Source organism: Mycolicibacterium lacusdiani, assembly GCF_021916785.1.
GTDB lineage: Bacteria > Actinomycetota > Actinomycetes > Mycobacteriales > Mycobacteriaceae > Mycobacterium > Mycobacterium lacusdiani.
In genome coordinates, this window is sequence record NZ_JAKCFC010000015.1 from 69,348 (window position 1) to 84,850 (window position 15,503).

Sequence of the window (15,503 nt, forward strand, 5' to 3'; positions counted from 1 at the left end):
CACGATGAGCCCGGGTTACCCGTTCAGCGCGCTGGTCGGGCAGGACCGGCTGAAGCTGGCGCTGGTGCTGTGCGCGGTGCGGCCCGAGATCGGCGGCGTGCTGATCCGCGGCGAGAAGGGCACGGCGAAGTCGACCGCGGTCCGCGCGCTGACGAACGTCCTGACCGCCATCGATTCGCAGGCGCGACTGGTCGAGCTGCCGATCGGCGCCACCGAGGATCGCGTCGTCGGCTCGCTCGACCTGCAGCGGGTGCTGCGCGACGGCGAACACGCCTTCTCCCCGGGGCTGCTGGCCAGGGCGCATGGCGGCGTGCTGTACGTCGACGAGGTCAACCTGCTGCACGACCACCTGGTCGACGTGCTGCTCGACGCGGCGGCGATGGGGCGGGTGCACGTCGAGCGCGACGGCGTATCGCACAGCCACGAGGCGCGATTCATCCTCATCGGGACGATGAACCCCGAGGAGGGCGAGCTGCGCCCTCAGCTGCTCGACCGGTTCGGCCTGACCGTCGACGTGCGGGCTTCCCGCGAGGTCGACGTGCGGGTCGAGGTGATCCGGCGCCGGATGGATTTCGAGGCCCATCCGCACGGCTTTGCCGACCGCTACGCAGGCGCCGACGCCGAGCTGTCTGCTCGCATCGCCGCGGCGCGCGCCGCGGTGGCAGGCGTGGTGCTGCCCGACTCCGAGTTGCGACGAATCGCTGCGCTGTGCGCTGCCTTCGACGTCGACGGCATGCGGGCCGACCTCGTGGTGGCCCGCACCGCGGTGGCGCATGCGGCGTGGCGAGGAGTTGAAACCGTGAGCGAGGAGGACATCCGCGTCGCCGCGGAACTCGCGCTGCCGCATCGCCGTCGGCGAGACCCGTTCGACGATCCGGGGCTGGATCAGGATCGGCTCGACGAGGCGCTGGCCGAGGCGGGGGAGTCCGCCGACGAGTCCGACGGCGCCCCGCCGGATGGCGCCGAGTCCGACGGCCCCGAACCCGACGGGCCCGAACCAGAACCGCCCGGTGGCGGCGGCGGTCAAGTCGCGGATACCCCGAACGGCGCTGCACCGCAGCAGAAGTCGACGCCGCCCAAGTCGAAGCCCAACGCCGCGCCGTCGGCGACGTTCCGGACCAAGGCTCTCGTCGTGCCCGGCGTGGGCGAGGGCGCGCCCGGCAGGCGGTCGCGTGCCCGCAACGCGACCGGCAAGTCGATCGCGGCGACCGACGACCTGGTGGCAGGGCACGGCGTACATCTGTTCGGCACGCTGCTGACCGCGGCAGGCCGACAGCGACGCGGTGGCAGGGTCACCGTCGCGGCCGACGACGTCCGCCGCTCCGTACGGGAGGGCCGCGAGGGCAACCTGGTGGTCTTCGTCGTCGACGCCTCCGGATCCATGGCAGCCCGCGACCGAATGGCCGCAGTCGGCGGAGCCACGCTGTCGCTGCTGCGCGACGCCTACGAGCGTCGCGACAAGGTCGCCGTCATCACGTTCCGCGGGCAGCGCGCCGACGTCGCGTTGCCGCCGACCTCGTCGGTGCACATCGCCAGCCGTCGGCTCGCGCGGTTCGATACCGGCGGCAAGACACCGCTGGCCCTCGGGCTGCTCAAGGCGCGTGACGTCGTGCTGCGCGAGAAGGCCCGCGACCGCGCCCGCCGCAGCCTCGTCGTCGTCGTCACCGACGGCCGGGCCACGGGTGGTCCGGATCCGCTGGGACGCACCAGGACCGCAGCCGCCATGCTGGCCGCCGAGGGGGTGGCCGCCGTGGTCGTGGACTGCGAGACGTCGTACGTCAGACTGGGGTTGGCCGAGGATCTGGCCCGCCGGCTGGGAGCGCCCGCCGTACGGCTGGCCGATCTCCGCGCAGACGGCCTGGCCCAGCTGGTCCGGCAGCGTGCCGACCAACGCCAAGCCGCCTAGCTAGCAGAGGAGTCCGATGCCACAGGGTCAACCGCTCGTCGTCCCCGCAGACGGACTGACGACCAGAGCGCGCCGCAATGCGCCGTTGCTCGCCGTGCACACCGGTCCGGGCAAGGGGAAGTCGACCGCAGCGTTCGGCATGGCCCTGCGCGCCTGGAACCAGGGTTTCGACATCGGGGTCTTCCAATTCGTCAAGAGTGCGAAGTGGAAGGTGGGCGAGGAGGCCGCCTTCCGCCGGCTCGGTGAGCTGCACGACGAGCACGGTGTCGGCGGCGCGGTCGAGTGGCACAAGATGGGTTCGGGCTGGTCGTGGACCCGCAAGCAGGGTGACGACGTCGACCATGCCGCGGCGGCCGCCGACGGATGGACCGAGATCTCCCGGCGAATAGCCGAGCAGCGCCACGACTTCTACGTGCTCGACGAGTTCACCTACCCGCTCAAGTGGGGCTGGGTCGACGTCGGTGACGTCATCGACGTGCTGGCGTCGCGGCCGGGGCATCAGCACGTCGTCATCACGGGCCGCGACGCGCCTGCCGCACTGATCGACGCCGCGGACCTCGTCACCGAGATGACCAAGGTCAAGCACCCGATGGATGCCGGCCGCAAGGGTCAGCGCGGCATCGAATGGTGAGTGGGTCGGCGTGAGCGTGCCCGCCATCGTCGTCGCCGCGCCCTCATCGGGTAGCGGCAAGACCACCGTCGCCACCGGCCTGATGGGTGCGTTGCGGCGGGCCGGACACCACGTCGCGCCGTTCAAGGTGGGCCCCGACTTCATCGATCCCGGCTACCACGCGCTGGCCACCGGGCGGCCCGGCCGCAACCTGGACCCGGTACTGGTGGGGGAGCACCTGATCGGGCCGCTCTTCCTGCACGGCAGCCACGGTTGCGACGTCGCCGTGATCGAAGGCGTGATGGGCCTGTTCGACGGCCGCATCGATCCGCACGCCGTCGGCGTGGCCCGCGGGTCCACCGCGCAGGTCGCCGGTCTGCTTGGCGCCCCGGTGGTGCTGGTGGTCGACGCTCGCGGCCAGAGCCAGAGCGTCGGCGCGCTGCTGCACGGCTTCTCGACGTTCGACGACTCGCTGCGGATCGCAGGCGTGATCCTCAACCGCGTCGGTTCGCCGCGGCACGAGGAGGTGCTGCGGCAGGCCTGCGAACACGCCGGCGTGCAGGTGCTCGGCGCCATTCCCCGTGCCGACGAATTGTCCATCCCATCACGGCATCTCGGCTTGGTGACCGCCGTCGAGTACGGCGCCATGGCCGACCGTGCAGTGACTGCGATGACCGACCTGGTGACCCGCCACGTCGACCTGGCCGCAGTGATCGCCGCCGCCGCAGGGCATGTCGCCGGCCCGGCATGGGACCCGGCCGTCGCCGAACCCACGGGTCAGGGTTCGGTGATCGCGATGGCAGCCGGGCGGGCGTTCAGCTTCGGTTACCCCGAGCACCGCGAACTGCTGTGCGCCACCGGTGCTGAGGTCATCGACTTCGACCCGCTGATCGATCCGCTGCCAGAGGGCACTGGGGCGGTCGTGCTGCCCGGTGGGTTCCCGGAACAGTTCACCGGTGAGCTGTCGGCCAACGAGACCGTGCGGCAACAGATCCGGAACCTCGCCCGCTCCGGCGGGCCCATCCATGCCGAGTGCGCGGGGCTCACCTACCTCGTCGACGACCTCGACGGCGCACCGATGTGCGGAGTCCTCGCGGGGTCCGCGACGTTCACGCCGCGGCTCACCCTCGGCTACCGCGACGCCGTGGCGACGTCGGACTCGGCGCTGCACGCCGCAGGCTCGCGTGCGGTAGGTCACGAGTTCCACCGCACCGCGGTCGAGTTCACGCGAGACTACGCACCGGCGTGGGTCTTTCGCGCGGGGTCGACCAGCAGCGCGATGCGTGCGGTGTCCGACGGCGCCGTGCTCGACGGCGTGCATGCGGCGTACCTGCACACCCACGCCGCCGCCCACCCGGCCGCTGCCACCCGGTTCGCGGCGGCGGCGGTCGAGTCGAGTCGAGCAGACGCAGCCTCTAAGCTCGGCGGGTGATCGTGACCGAGAACGCCTACCTCGTCGGTCTTCGGCTGTCCGGCCGCAAGGTCGTCGTGATCGGCGGCGGCACCGTCGCTCAGCGGCGGTTGCCCCTGCTGCTGGCCAACGGCGCCGACGTGCACGTGATCGCCAGAGCCGCCACGCCCGCGGTCGAAGCACTCAAGGATCAGCGGCCGGGCATCCACCTGGAACTGCGCGACTACCGCGACGGTGACCTCGACGGCGCCTGGTACGCCATGGCCGCCACCGACGACCCGAACGTCAACGCCGCGATCGTCGCGGAGGCCGAGAGCAGGCACGTGTTCTGCGTGCGCGCCGATGCGGCACAGGACGGCACCGCGGTGACCCCGGCGTCCTTCGAGTACGACGGGCTGTCGGTCGGCGTGCTGGCAGGCGGCGAGCACCGGCGCTCCGCGGCGATCCGCACCGCGATCAACGAGGCGCTGCAGAGCGGCGTGATCGCCGACACGGGGTCCGAATCGCTGCGCGGCGGCGTCGCGCTGGTCGGCGGCGGGCCCGGCGACCCCGAGCTGATCACGGTGCGCGGACGCAGGTTGCTGGCCCAGGCCGACGTCGTCGTCGCCGACCGGCTGGCCCCGCCCGAACTACTCGCCGAGCTGGCGCCGCACGTCGAGGTGATCGACGCTGCGAAGATCCCGTACGGGCGGGCGATGGCCCAGGACGCGATCAACGCTGTGCTGGTGGAACGGGCGCGAGAAGGCAAGTTCGTCGTCCGCCTCAAGGGCGGCGACCCGTTCGTGTTCGCACGCGGCTACGAAGAGGTGATCGCGTGCGCCGAGGCCGGGATTCCAGTGACCGTCGTACCCGGTGTGACCAGCGCCATATCGGTTCCCGCGATGGCAGGCGTACCGGTGACGCACCGGTACGTGAACCACGAATTCGTGGTGGTCAGCGGCCATCTCGCACCCGACCATCCCGAATCGTTAGTCAATTGGAATGCGCTGGCGGCGCTGTCCGGAACGATCGTCCTGCTGATGGCCGTCGAGCGCATCGAGCTGTTCGCGAAGGTGCTGCTGGAAGGCGGTCGACCTGCGGAAACGCCGGTCGTCGTCGTGCAGCACGGCACGACCGCCGCGCAGCGGACGCTGCGGACGACCCTGGCCAGCGCGGCCGAACAGGTCCGTTCGGAGGGGATTAGGCCCCCCGCGATCATCGTCATCGGGGCCGTGGCAGCCTTCGCGGGTTAAAGGATTCCTAAGATTACTGTAAGGTAATCGAGCATGCCCGCTCTCAATGACGCGGAGCGCGCCGTTGCCGGCCGTAAGTCCGAGGACTCCGGCGAAGGGGCGCTCCCCATGCCGATCACGCCCGCGCAGATCACGCGAAGCAGTTGGTACCCAACGTGGTTGCCGTCACGTCGCTTCCTCGCCGCGGTCATCGCGATCGGCGGCATGCAGCTGTTGGCGACGATGGACAGCACCGTCGCGATCGTCGCGCTTCCTAAGATCCAGGACGAACTCAACCTGTCCGACGCCGGGCGCAGCTGGGTCATCACGGCCTACGTCTTGACGTTCGGCGGGCTGATGCTGCTCGGTGGTCGCCTCGGCGACACCATCGGCCGCAAGAAGACCTTCATCGGCGGCGTCGCGCTGTTCACGATCGCCTCCGTCCTCTGCGGCGTCGCGTGGGACGAGTCGACGCTCGTCGTGGCCCGTCTGCTGCAGGGCGTCGGTGCGGCGATCGCGTCGCCGACCGGTCTCGCGCTGATCGCGACGACATTCCCGAAGGGCCCGGCCCGCAACACCGCCACCGCGGTGTTCGCGGCGATGACGGGTGTCGGTTCCGTGATGGGTCTGGTCGTCGGCGGTGCGCTGACCGAGGTGTCGTGGCGCTGGGCGTTCCTGGTGAACGTGCCGATCGGCCTGGTCATGATCTACCTGGCGCGCAAGACGCTGCGCGAGACCAACCGCGAGCGCATGAAGCTCGACGCGGCTGGCGCGATCCTGGCGACCCTGGCCTGCACGGCTGCGGTGTTCGGCTTCTCGATGGGACCGGAGAAGGGCTGGACGTCGGCTCTGACGCTGGGCTCCTGCACCGCTGCGCTCGTGTTGTTCGGAGCATTCGTCTTCGTCGAACGCAACGCGGTCAACCCCGTGGTGCCGTTCACCCTCTTCCGTGACCGCAACCGGGTCGCGACGTTCGCCGCGGTGTTCCTCGCAGGCGGCGTGATGTTCACGCTGACCGTGCTGATCGGCCTCTACGTGCAGGACATCATGGGCTACAGCGCCCTGCGCGCCGGCATCGGCTTCATCCCGTTCGTCATCGCACTCGGCATCGGCCTCGGGCTGTCCTCGTTCCTGGCGTCGCGGTTCCCGCCGCGGCTGCTGGTGATCGGCGGCGGCGTGCTGGTCCTGGCCGCGATGCTCTACGGCTCGACGCTGCACGGCGACATCCCCTACTTCCCGAACCTGGTGCTGCCCATCACCATCGGTGGCCTCGGCATCGGCATGATCGTGGTGCCGCTGATGATCTCGGCCATCGCGGGCGTCGGCTTCGACGAGATCGGCCCGGTATCGGCGATCGCATTGATGCTGCAGAGCCTCGGCGGCCCCGTGGTGCTCGCGATCATCCAGGCCGTCATCACGTCGCGCACGCTGTACCTCGGCGGCACGACCGGGCCGGTGAAGAACATGGACGCCGCGCAGTTGCACGCCCTCGACCAGGGCTACACCTACGGGCTGCTGTGGGTCGCCGCCGTCGCCGTCGTCGTGGGTGCCGTCGCGTTGTTCATCGGCTACACCGCCGAGCAGGTCGCGCACGCGCAGGAAGTCAAGGACGCGATCGACGCCGGAGAGCTGTAGCTCCTCGGCGCTAGTCGGGTCCCCGCAGATCGGTGCGGATGCCGAGACCGGCCGACTCCAGCGCGTCGAGCGCGGCGCGCACCTCGGCGGTCGGGTCCGCCAGCGTGACCGCCAGCGTGACGCGACCTGGCCAGCCCGGGTCGTCCACGCGGACCGTCGTCACGCCCTCGGGAGCCGAGGCCGCGGCGAGTTCCGGGATGACGCAGATGCCGAGCCCGGCCGCGACGAGACCCAGTCGCGATGGCCAACTCCGTGCGCGATGCGCGATCACCGGCTCGCGCAGCGTCGGCCATGCGGTGAACTGCGGGTCGCCCCTGTCGCCCACGCCCGCATCGACGTCGTCGTGGCCAACGCCGGCTACGGGGTCTTCGGCGTCGCCGAGGACCTCTCCGACGACGACGTGCACCGCATGATCGACACGAACCTGACCGGCTCGGTGCAGCTGGCGCGTGCCGTGGTGCCGCATCTGCGGGCCCAGGGCGGCGGCCTGTTGATGCAGATGTCGAGCATGGGCGCCCACATCGCCTTCCCGGGCTTCTCGATGTACCACGTGACCAAGTGGGGGATCGAGGGGTTCTACGAGGCGCTGACCAAGGAGGTCGAACCGTTCGGCATCCGCACGACGCTCGTCGAACCGGGTGTGGTCCGGACGGGGTTCTTCGACGCCGCCACCCGGGTGCCGCTCAGCGAGCCCTACCGCGGCGGTCCCGCGGACCGGCCGCCGACGTCCGTCGAGGAGATGGTGGACAGCCAGAAGAAGACCGTCGCCGCCATCGTCCGGGCGGGCGACTCGGCGATCCCGCCGCGGCGGCTCGTCCTGGGGTCCGACGCCTGGCACCTGGTCACCGCGGCGCTGCGGGAACGACTCGACGACCTGCTGCCGCAGCGCGACGAAGCGGCGACCGCCGACATCGGTTAGCGACTCGTAAGACCGCGTCGACGGTTGCCGTTACCGGCGGTCCCTACTGATCGGTAGGGTGGCGAGACATGTCTGCCGAGCGCGGTACCGCACCGCTGTCCTCATCGGTCCTCGGCGCCGCCATCGTCGCGATCACCGGCATGCAATTGATGTCGACGCTCGACGGCACCATCGTGATCGTCGCGCTGCCCCGGATGCAGGCCGACCTCGACTTGTCGGATGCCGGCAAGAGCTGGGTGATCACTGCATATGTGCTGGCATTCGGCGGGCTGCTGCTGCTCGGCGGCCGCGTCGGCGACGCCATCGGCCACAAACGGGCGTTCCTCTCCGGCGTCGGCGTCTTCACCCTGGCCTCGCTGGTCTGCGGGCTCGCGACCGACGAGTACACGCTGATCGTCGCCCGCGCGCTGCAGGGGGTGGGGGCGGCCGTCTCCGCGCCGACCGGGCTGGCACTGATCGCGACGACGTACGCGGTGGGCCACGCCAGGAACCAGGCCATGGCCGTGTCGGCGGGCATGCAGGCGATCGGGTCCGTCATGGGCCTGGTGCTCGGCGGCCTGCTGACCGTCGTCTCGTGGCGTCTGGCATTCCTCATCAACGTGCCGATCGGCATCGTGATCATCGTCGTGGCGGTCTACAAGATCGCCGAGACCAACCACGAACGGCTCAAGCTCGACGTCACCGGTGCGCTGCTGGCGACGCTGGGCTGTACGTCGGCGGTCCTGGTGTTCACCCAGGGCCCGCCACGGGGCTGGGTCGACCCTTGGGTCATCGGTGCGGCAGTCGCCGCGGTGGTCTTCTTCGTCTCGTTCTTCTTCGTCGAGCGCACCGCGGACAACCCGCTGGTTCCGTTCTCGGTGTTCAGCGACCGCAACCGGGTGGCGACGTTCACCGCCTGGTTCCTCGGTGGCGGCGTGCTGCTGACCGTGACGGTCATGGTGGGTCTGCTGGCCCAGGACGTCCTCGGCTACTCCGCACTGAAGGCAGGCATCTGCTTCCTGCCGTTCGCGGTCGCGGTCGGCGTCGGGAACGTCCTGGCCACCCGGCTGGCGCCGATGTACGCCCCACGCTGGCTGATCATCGGCGGCGGCCTGTTCGTGCTCGCCGCGATGCTCTACGGATCGACGCTGGACCGCACCATCCCGTACTTCCCCAACCTGTTCCTGCCGATCGTGATCGGTGGCTTCGGCATTGGCATCATCTCGGTGGTGCTGCCGCTGTGCGCGGTCGCGAAGGTCGGGCCCAGCGAGATCGGGCCGGTCTCCGCGATCACGCTGATGGTGCAGAACCTCGGCGGTCCGCTCGTCCTGGTCGCGATCATGGCCGTCCAGCAGTCGCGCACGTTGTACCTCGGCGGCACGACAGGCCCGGTGAAGAACATGACACCGCCGCAACTCGACGCCCTCGGCGAGGGGTACACGTACTCGCTGCTGTGGGTCGCGGGCGTCTCGATCCTGGTGGGCGTCGCCGCGTTTTGGATCGGCTTCTCCGCCAAGGACATCGCGCGGGCGCAGCACACCAAGGAGGCAGTGGAGGCGGGCGAGCTGTGACGAGCGCGGGGGACGCGGCGGTCACCCGCGGGCAGGTCAGCGAGGCCGTCGACCCGCTCGGCTGGCGCCTGATCCTCGGCGTAGTCACCACGCACGTGCTCGTCCCCTCGCTTGACGACGCCGCACGTGCCGTCGCGATCGCGGTGTGCGCGGCGGGCACCGACGGCACCGGTCACCTCACCGCGGAGGTCACCTCTGGCCGTGCCGTACTGCGGCTGCACACCGCGGCCAGCGGCGCCATCACCGGGCTCGACCTCGCGCTCGCGCGCCGGATCACCGAGGCACTGGCCGCTGAGTCACTCACCACCGTCGCCGGTGACGCGGTGCCACCGCAGACCATCGAGATCGCCATCGACGCGCTCGACATCGCGCGCGTGCGCCCGTTCTGGCAGGCCGTCACCGGCTACGTCGACGAACCGCACCCGTCGGACCTGCCGCCCGGCGCGCTGCAGGATCCGCTCCGGCGCGGGCCGACGATCTGGTTCCAGCAGATGGACGAGCCACGCACCCAGCGCAACAGGATCCACCTCGACGTCGACGTGCCGCCCGAACACGCCCAGGCCCGCATCGACGCCGCACTCGCAGCAGGCGGCACGCTGCTCGACGCCGACGCGGCACCGTCGTTCTGGGTCCTCGGCGATCCCGAAGGCAACGAGGCGTGCATCTGCACGTGGCAGGGACGGGACTGACCGCAGGCATCGCTAAGGTTGTCGCCTGTGATCACCCGCATGTCGGAGCTGTTCCTCCGCACCCTTCGCGACGACCCGGCCGACGCCGAGGTGCCCAGCCACAAACTACTGATCCGCGCTGGTTACGTCCGCCCCGTCGGACCGGGTCTGTACTCGTGGCTGCCGCTGGGATTGCGGGTACTGCGCAAGGTCGAGCAGGTGGTGCGCGAGGAGATGGCCGCGATCGGCGGCCAGGAGATCCTGCTACCGGCGCTGCTGCCCCGTGCGCCGTACGAGACCACGAACCGCTGGACCGAGTACGGCCCGAACCTGTTCCGGCTCAAGGATCGGCGCGGCAACGACTACCTGCTCGGCCCGACCCACGAGGAACTGTTCGCGCTGACGGTGAAGGGGGAGTACAGCTCCTACAAGGACTTCCCGCTGCGGCTCTACCAGATCCAGACCAAGTACCGCGACGAAGCGCGGCCCCGCGCGGGCATCCTGCGCGGCCGCGAGTTCGTGATGAAGGATTCGTACTCCTTCGACGTCGACGACGCCGGGCTCAAGGACGCCTATCACGCGCACCGCGAGGCGTACCAACGCATCTTCGGCAGGCTCGACGTGCGCTACGTCATCGTCTCCGCGGTGTCGGGCGCGATGGGTGGCAGCGCGTCGGAGGAGTTCCTCGCCGAGAGCGAGGTCGGTGAGGACACCTTCGTGCGCTGCCTGGAGTCCGGGTACGCCGCGAACGTCGAAGCCGTGGTGACCCGCCCGCCGGCGCCGCAGCCGTTCGACGACCTGCCCGAGGCGGTCGTGCACGACACCGGTGACACGCCGACCATCGCGACGTTGGTCGAATGGGCCAACGGCGCCGACCTTCCGCAGTTCGCCGGGCGCGAGGTCACCGGCGCGGACACCCTCAAGAACGTCTTGCTGAAGACCCGCCTGCCCGGCGGTGAGTGGGAGTTGCTCGCGGTCGGCGTACCCGGTGACCGGGAGGTCGACGACAAGCGCCTTGGTGCGGCGCTCGACCCCGCCGAGTACGCGCTGCTCGACGACGCCGACTTCGCCAAGAACACGTTCCTCGCGAAGGGGTACATCGGTCCGAAGGGCTTGTTGGCCAACGGTGTTCGCTACCTCGTCGATCCGCGCATCGTCGACGGCACGGCCTGGATCACCGGTGCCGACGAGAAGGGCAAGCACGTCGTGGGACTGGTCGCGGGGCGCGACTTCGTCCCCGACGGCACCATCGAGGCCGCCGAGGTCCGCGACGGCGATCCCTCGCCGGACGGCATGGGCCCATTGGTGTCGGCGCGCGGTATCGAGATCGGCCACATCTTCCAGCTCGGCCGCAAGTACACCGACGCCTTCTCGGCCGACGTGCTCGGTGAGAACGGCAAGCCGGTGCGGCTGACGATGGGTTCCTACGGCATCGGGATATCCCGCATGGTCGCGGTGATCGCCGAGCAGCAACACGACGAACTCGGCTTGCGCTGGCCGAGCGCCGTCGCACCGTTTGCCGCGCACGTCGTGATCGCCAACAAGGACACCGACGCCCGCGTCGGCGCGACCGGCATCGCCAACGACCTCGACCGGATGGGCATAGAGGTGCTCCTCGACGACCGAAAGTCCTCGCCGGGCATCAAGTTCAAGGACGCCGAACTCCTCGGCGTGCCGTGGATCGTGGTGGTGGGCCGGGGCTGGGCCGACGGCAAGGTCGAGCTGCGCAACCGGTTCACCGGCGCGACGACGGAGATCCCCGTCGACACCGCGGCGAGCGAGATCTTCGCCGCACTCACCAGCTGACGGGCGTCGCCGTCACTCGCTGCCGCCGGGGAACGCGACGGTGGTGGGTGACGTCCCGAGCACTGCCCGCCACCTCGCGGCGGTGACGGCGGCCTCGGTCAGGGCCGTGACGGCCAGCGTCCGGTCCTCGGTCGTCGTCGCCTGCTCGAGCACGGCGCGCCACGCGACGGCGCTGTCCTCTTCCATCCGCACGGCCAGCGTTGCGGCGTCGTCCGGGTCGTCGACGTCGATGGGGATCTGGTAGCCGGCGGCGGGCAGCGGTGCGGCCGCGCCGCGGCCGGTGAGTCGGGCGATGCCCGCCTCGCGTTGTTCGCGGTGGGTTCGCATGGCCGCCGCGACGAGGTCGTTGACGTCCGGTGTGGAGTGGGCGGAGACCAGGCCGTAGCCGTAGATCACGCCGTGCTCGGTCGCGATCGCGTCGAACAGCGCCCCGTCCGGTCCCTCGGGCCGTGCCGGATCGGGCGTGCGGCTGGCGCTGGTGATGGGCGACGGCGTGGTGGTCGTCGTAGTCGGGGGTGTCGTAGTCGGGGGTGTCGTGGTCGGGGGTGTCGTGGTGCTGGACGGTGTCGGTGACGTCATGACGCGACCCCTGCGAGCGCGACGCTGAATGCCGCGGTGCAGGACGCGGCGACCGACCCCAGCAGGCCCGCGGCGTAGCCCGACTCTTCGGCGGCCGCCTGCGCGGCGCCGTCGGCCGACTGCCGGAGGGCGTCGACGACCGCGCCCGGCGTGGGCGGCGCAGGCGGTTGGCTCGGCGCCGAGGTGGACGCCGACGTCGACGAGGTGCTGCTGGTGGGCGTCGCGCCGGTGATGCGGGTGATCTCCTCGGCAAGCGCCTCGGCGTGGGCCGACCGCTCCGCGGCAACGGCGGTCATCGCGGCCGCGACCGGCGGCGGCGCCGACGAGGCCGCGCCGGCTGCCAGCTGGCTGTCGGACCGGGCCCGTTCCAGTTGTGCGGTCAGGACGGAGACGTCGGGCGGCGGGTTCTTGGATCCGCAGGCCACCGACGTCGCGCCCAGCGCCGCCAGCGCCGCCGATCCGATCAGCAGGCGCCGCCTGCTGAGGTGGGGGAGGGCGCTCGGCACACCGACATCCTGCCATCCCGCCGTCAGGCGTCCTGCGTGCCAGCCCGGCCCGCCTGCCTGCGGTTTGCCAATCGGCCCGCCCGGGCTGGCGTATCGTTGATACTCGATCCCGGGTGCCGCCCACCTGGGAACATGTCCGCACAACTCAAGACGAGGAGCTCGCCGTGGCATCGGATGCCCCGCTACGGTCCGCCCGCCTGCCCACGCCGGCCGAGGTGACCGAGCTGCTCACGGACGAGTTCGCGCGCCGCGGATGCGTGATCGAGGACGTGGAGGTGCAGGCCTCTTCGCGTCCGCCACGGATCGCCGTGATCGCCGACGGTGACGACGCGACCGAGGGCCATCTCGACCTTGATCTCGTCGCCGAACTCGGCCGGATCGCGTCCGAACTCATGGACCAGCTCGACGAGCCGACCGGTGGCGGACCGCCGTACGTCCTCGAGGTGACGTCGCGCGGGGTCGATCGGCCGCTGACCGCGCCCCGCCACTACCGACGCGCGCAGGGGCGCAAGGTCGAGTTGACCCTGTCCGACGGGTCGCGCCTCGAGGGCCGCCTCGGCCCGCTGGCGGACGACGCCGTGTCGGTGGTCGTCGCCGACGGTGCCCGCGGCAAGTACGCCGTGCGCAGTCTGCCCCTGACCGAGATTTCCAACGCCGTTGTCCAGGTCGAGTTCTCGCCGCCGAATCGGCGCGAACTCGAGTTGGCAGGCCTGTCCGGAGAGGAGCCGGCCGGATGAACATCGACATGGCCGCACTACACGCCATCGAGGTCGACCGCGGAATCGCGGTCGACGAATTGCTCGAGACGATCAAGACGGCGCTGCTGACCGCCTATCGGCACACCGAGGGCCACCAGGCCGACGCCAGGATCGACATCGACCGCAAGTCGGGTTCGGTGCGGGTGATGGCACGCGAGAACGACGCCGACGGCAACCTGATCCAGGAATGGGACGACACTCCCGAGGGCTTCGGTCGCGTCGCCGCGACGACCGCGCGCCAGGTGATGCTGCAGCGGTTCCGCGATGCGGAGAACGAGCGGATCTACGGCGAGTTCTCGGCCCGTGAGGGCGACATCGTGGCAGGCGTCGTGCAGCGCGACGCCAGGGAGAACGCCAGGGGCAACATCGTCGTGCGCCTGGGTACCGAGGCCAAGGGCTCCGAGGGGATGATCCGCCCGGCCGAACAGGTGCCCGGTGAGCGCTACGAGCACGGCGATCGGTTGCGGTGCTACGTGATCGGCGTGACCCGCGGCCCGCGCGAGCCGCGCATCGAGCTGTCCCGCACCCACCCGAACCTGGTGCGGAAGCTGTTCTCGCTCGAGGTGCCGGAGATCGCCGACGGCTCGGTCGAGATCGCCGCCGTCGCACGCGAGGCCGGGCACCGGTCGAAGATCGCAGTGGCGTCGCGGGCGTCGGGCCTCAACGCCAAGGGCGCCTGCATCGGTCCCATGGGCCAGCGGGTGCGCAACGTGATGAGCGAGTTGTCCGGCGAGAAGATCGACATCATCGACTACGACGAGGACCCGGCTCGCTTCGTCGCCAACGCGCTGTCGCCGGCCAAGGTGGTGTCGGTGACCGTCATCGACGAGGCCACCCGCGCCGCCCGCGTCATCGTTCCGGACTTCCAGCTGTCGCTGGCGATCGGCAAGGAAGGGCAGAACGCCAGGTTGGCTGCCCGCCTCACGGGGTGGCGCATCGACATCCGCAGCGACGCGGCGACCGAGGCGGACGGGTCGCCCGCGCCGAGCGCAGCCCGTGGAGCTGCCCGGGAAGGCTAGGTCGACACGCGATTCCGCGTGCGGGTCCGGTGCGGCTAGACTGAGCCGTGATCCAGCGCGAGACTTCTGCCTCCGTGCCCGGACGAACCGACGAACCCCAGGGACCGGTGCGTACGTGCGTGGGATGCCGGAGACGAGAGTTGGCTGCCGAATTGCTGCGAGTGGTCGCCGAGCGCGACGGGAACGGCGAGTGCGTCGTGACCGTTGACTCAGCGGGTAATCTGCCGGGGCGGGGTGCGTGGTTGCATCTCGACCAGCATTGCCTCGACTCAGCAATCCGGCGGCGAGCCTTCACCCGAGCGTTGCGCATCACCGGTCCGCCGGACACATCCGCGGTTGTCGAGTTCTTCGTCGTCGAGCTAGAGGACGGCAAGGGACGAGCCAACCCGGCAACAGAACAGGTAGCGAAGAACATGAGCACACCGTGAAGTTCCGATGACCATGCGTCATAGCTAAACCCGAGGCGCGGCCGACCCACCGCCGTGTCTCCCAGACAGGAGATGTAGTGGCAGGCAAGGCCCGCGTGCACGAGTTGGCTAAGGAACTCGGTGTCACCAGCAAGGAAGTACTCGCCCGACTGAGCGATCAGGGCGAATTCGTGAAGTCAGCGTCCTCCACCGTGGAGGCCCCCGTCGCGCGCCGGTTGCGCGAATCGTTCGGGGGGAACAAGGCCGCAAAGGCTCCAGCGGCCCCCGCACCCTCTGGAAACGGATCCGCCGCATCGACGGCACCCAAGCCGGGCGCGCCCAAGCCGCCCGCAGCCGAGGCTCCGGTCTCGACGGCGCCGAAGCCAGGCGGCCCGAGGCCTGCTCCGCCCGCCTCGCCGGCGGCCGCAGCAGCACCGCCGGCCCCGCCCGCACCTCCGGCCGCGCCCGCCGCACCGGCGACACCCGCCGCTCCGGCAGCAGATCGGCAGAGCGTCGTG

16 protein-coding genes are annotated in these 15,503 nt (G+C 70.6%); 13 read left to right on the forward strand and 3 right to left on the reverse strand.

Annotated elements, in window-relative coordinates; translation table 11 throughout:
* Positions 1-4: 4 nt before the first annotated feature.
* The 5 genes from LOK44_RS29100 to LOK44_RS29120 all read left to right on the forward strand — a co-directional run bounded on the left by LOK44_RS29100 (position 5) and on the right by LOK44_RS29120 (position 6,773).
* Positions 5-1,906 carry a magnesium chelatase subunit D family protein gene (locus tag LOK44_RS29100; protein WP_237573587.1) on the forward strand — a complete coding sequence of 634 codons (1,902 nt, stop codon included), beginning with the start codon at positions 5-7 and terminating at the stop codon, positions 1,904-1,906.
* A 16-nt stretch (positions 1,907-1,922) separates the two neighbouring features.
* Positions 1,923-2,537: a cob(I)yrinic acid a,c-diamide adenosyltransferase gene (cobO, locus tag LOK44_RS29105; protein ID WP_237573553.1), complete on the forward strand. Its 615-nt coding sequence runs from the start codon at positions 1,923-1,925 to the stop codon at positions 2,535-2,537.
* 10 nt (positions 2,538-2,547) lie between these two features.
* Complete coding sequence (locus LOK44_RS29110; RefSeq protein WP_237573554.1) at positions 2,548-3,948, forward strand: cobyrinic acid a,c-diamide synthase CobB; 1,401 nt, start codon at positions 2,548-2,550, stop codon at positions 3,946-3,948.
* A gap of 2 nt (positions 3,949-3,950) precedes the next feature.
* Complete coding sequence (gene cobA, locus LOK44_RS29115; RefSeq protein WP_237573588.1) at positions 3,951-5,159, forward strand: uroporphyrinogen-III C-methyltransferase; 1,209 nt, start codon at positions 3,951-3,953, stop codon at positions 5,157-5,159.
* 108 nt (positions 5,160-5,267) lie between these two features.
* Positions 5,268-6,773, forward strand: coding sequence for an MFS transporter (locus LOK44_RS29120; RefSeq protein WP_372481338.1), 1,506 nt, complete (start codon positions 5,268-5,270; stop codon positions 6,771-6,773).
* A 10-nt stretch (positions 6,774-6,783) separates the two neighbouring features.
* Here the strand turns inward: LOK44_RS29120 and LOK44_RS29125 are convergent, their stop codons facing one another.
* Entirely contained in the window at positions 6,784-7,098 is a 315-nt protein-coding gene (locus tag LOK44_RS29125) for a LysR substrate-binding domain-containing protein (protein ID WP_237573556.1), read from the reverse strand.
* An 18-nt stretch (positions 7,099-7,116) separates the two neighbouring features.
* On the opposite strand from LOK44_RS29125, the gene LOK44_RS29130 reads away from it, so the two are divergent.
* From LOK44_RS29130 to LOK44_RS29145, 4 genes are all read left to right on the forward strand, one after another.
* Positions 7,117-7,692, forward strand: coding sequence for an SDR family NAD(P)-dependent oxidoreductase (locus LOK44_RS29130; RefSeq protein ID WP_237573557.1), 576 nt, complete (start codon positions 7,117-7,119; stop codon positions 7,690-7,692).
* A gap of 68 nt (positions 7,693-7,760) precedes the next feature.
* Positions 7,761-9,242, forward strand: a complete 1,482-nt coding sequence (locus tag LOK44_RS29135; protein ID WP_237573558.1) for an MFS transporter — start codon at positions 7,761-7,763, stop codon at positions 9,240-9,242.
* Entirely contained in the window at positions 9,239-9,931 is a 693-nt protein-coding gene (locus tag LOK44_RS29140; RefSeq protein ID WP_237573560.1) for a 4a-hydroxytetrahydrobiopterin dehydratase family protein, read from the forward strand. The genes LOK44_RS29135 and LOK44_RS29140 overlap by 4 nt, the downstream gene beginning before the upstream one ends.
* Positions 9,932-9,958: 27 nt before the next feature.
* Positions 9,959-11,716, forward strand: coding sequence for a proline--tRNA ligase (locus LOK44_RS29145; protein WP_237573561.1), 1,758 nt, complete (start codon positions 9,959-9,961; stop codon positions 11,714-11,716).
* A gap of 12 nt (positions 11,717-11,728) precedes the next feature.
* Here LOK44_RS29145 and LOK44_RS29150 read toward each other — a convergent pair whose 3' ends face one another.
* Positions 11,729-12,199 (reverse strand): ferritin-like domain-containing protein, encoded by a 471-nt coding sequence (locus LOK44_RS29150; RefSeq protein ID WP_372481339.1) that lies wholly within the window; start codon positions 12,197-12,199, stop codon positions 11,729-11,731.
* A 92-nt stretch (positions 12,200-12,291) separates the two neighbouring features.
* On the reverse strand, positions 12,292-12,801 hold the full coding sequence (locus tag LOK44_RS29155; protein ID WP_237573563.1) for a hypothetical protein: 510 nt from the start codon (positions 12,799-12,801) through the stop codon (positions 12,292-12,294).
* Between the two features lie 164 nt (positions 12,802-12,965).
* Between LOK44_RS29155 and rimP the strand changes: the two genes are divergently transcribed.
* The 4 genes from rimP to LOK44_RS29175 all read left to right on the forward strand — a co-directional run.
* Positions 12,966-13,538 (forward strand): ribosome maturation factor RimP, encoded by a 573-nt coding sequence (gene rimP, locus LOK44_RS29160; protein ID WP_237573564.1) that lies wholly within the window; start codon positions 12,966-12,968, stop codon positions 13,536-13,538.
* Positions 13,535-14,578, forward strand: a complete 1,044-nt coding sequence (gene nusA, locus LOK44_RS29165; protein WP_237573565.1) for a transcription termination factor NusA — start codon at positions 13,535-13,537, stop codon at positions 14,576-14,578. The genes rimP and nusA overlap by 4 nt, the downstream gene beginning before the upstream one ends.
* Before the next feature lie 140 nt (positions 14,579-14,718).
* On the forward strand, positions 14,719-15,006 hold the full coding sequence (locus LOK44_RS29170; protein WP_372481335.1) for a YlxR family protein: 288 nt from the start codon (positions 14,719-14,721) through the stop codon (positions 15,004-15,006).
* A 77-nt stretch (positions 15,007-15,083) separates the two neighbouring features.
* Positions 15,084-15,503 (forward strand): translation initiation factor IF-2 N-terminal domain-containing protein (locus LOK44_RS29175; protein WP_237573567.1); only part of this gene is annotated, 420 nt, incomplete at its 3' end.

Bases quoted from the DNA above. Each gene is read 5' to 3' on its own strand.
- LOK44_RS29135 (WP_237573558.1), top strand. From the start codon at position 7,761: ATGTCTGCCGAGCGCGGTACCGCACCGCTGTCCTCATCGGTCCTCGGC.
- cobO (WP_237573553.1), top strand. From the start codon at position 1,923: ATGCCACAGGGTCAACCGCTCGTCGTCCCCGCAGACGGACTGACGACC.
- LOK44_RS29100 (WP_237573587.1), top strand. From the start codon at position 5: ATGAGCCCGGGTTACCCGTTCAGCGCGCTGGTCGGGCAGGACCGGCTG.
- LOK44_RS29120 (WP_372481338.1), top strand. From the start codon at position 5,268: ATGCCGATCACGCCCGCGCAGATCACGCGAAGCAGTTGGTACCCAACG.
- nusA (WP_237573565.1), top strand. From the start codon at position 13,535: ATGAACATCGACATGGCCGCACTACACGCCATCGAGGTCGACCGCGGA.